Source organism: Oleiphilus sp. HI0043 (assembly GCF_001634935.1).
On the sequence record NZ_LWEY01000413.1, the window covers coordinates 1 to 784 of the forward strand.

General features: G+C 42.2%; 2 protein-coding genes. One reads left to right on the forward strand and one right to left on the reverse strand.

Annotated elements, in window-relative coordinates; all coding sequences use genetic code 11:
• On the forward strand, positions 1–339 hold a 339-nt coding region (locus tag A3729_RS05380), incomplete at its 5' end, for a DUF2802 domain-containing protein (RefSeq protein ID WP_068633332.1).
• A gap of 81 nt (positions 340–420) precedes the next feature.
• Here A3729_RS05380 and A3729_RS32285 read toward each other — a convergent pair.
• The coding region (locus A3729_RS32285; protein WP_197475593.1) for a hypothetical protein at positions 421–784 on the reverse strand (364 nt) is incomplete at its 5' end.

Below are 784 nucleotides of genomic sequence, written 5' to 3' on the forward strand. Positions count from 1 at the left end.
ATCAAGCGTAGCATTACCTTATCAGAAAGGAGCACTGCTGATCTGGTCGATGAGCTATCAAAAGAAGTTCAGGGAATTAGCCATGGCTCAATGGGTGTTGGGCGTAAGGTTATTGCTCTGGAAAAGCGTGTCGAAGAGCTTGAAGCCATAATAGACGAAATGCAGAAAAATGACCCGACTAAAGTTTCTTACTCCGAAGCGTCACGTTTGGTGGAGTTGGGAGCGGGGATCGATGACCTAATGAATAGTTGTGGCATCTCTCGTCCAGAAGCAGAGCTTGTTAGTGCTCTCACCGAAAGTAAGCAAGATACTATTCCTACCCTTACTCCCACTAAGTAGCTTTAAGCCAGCCAATACTTAAATCAGTGTTCACATCGAGAGCATAGCTTGGGTGTGAACTAGTTATACATCATCAAATGCTTAAGCAACTGCAGAATATTCATTCATAGCTCTTATCGGCTGCACTACTTTACTCTTTTCTTTGTATAGTGAATGTTCAATATAGGCGTCAATTTCACACTCAGCTTCGGCATCTAAGGCGCCAAAGCGTAACTCAAGTTGAAAGGTATCTTTAGATAAGCGTCTAATACAGATTACATCTGCATTAATTTGAAGAAAGCTTTCTAATTTAAATGCGACTTCAACTTTAACCGGACACTTAGGTGATACCGAAGGTGTATTGGGTAGTAAGCGATGCAAGGTTTCTTGGTCACAGTTTAGGCATATGCCGTCACGAGAAATGGTTTTAAACGTTGCTCTCTCATGTACCCCTTGGCCTGATAAA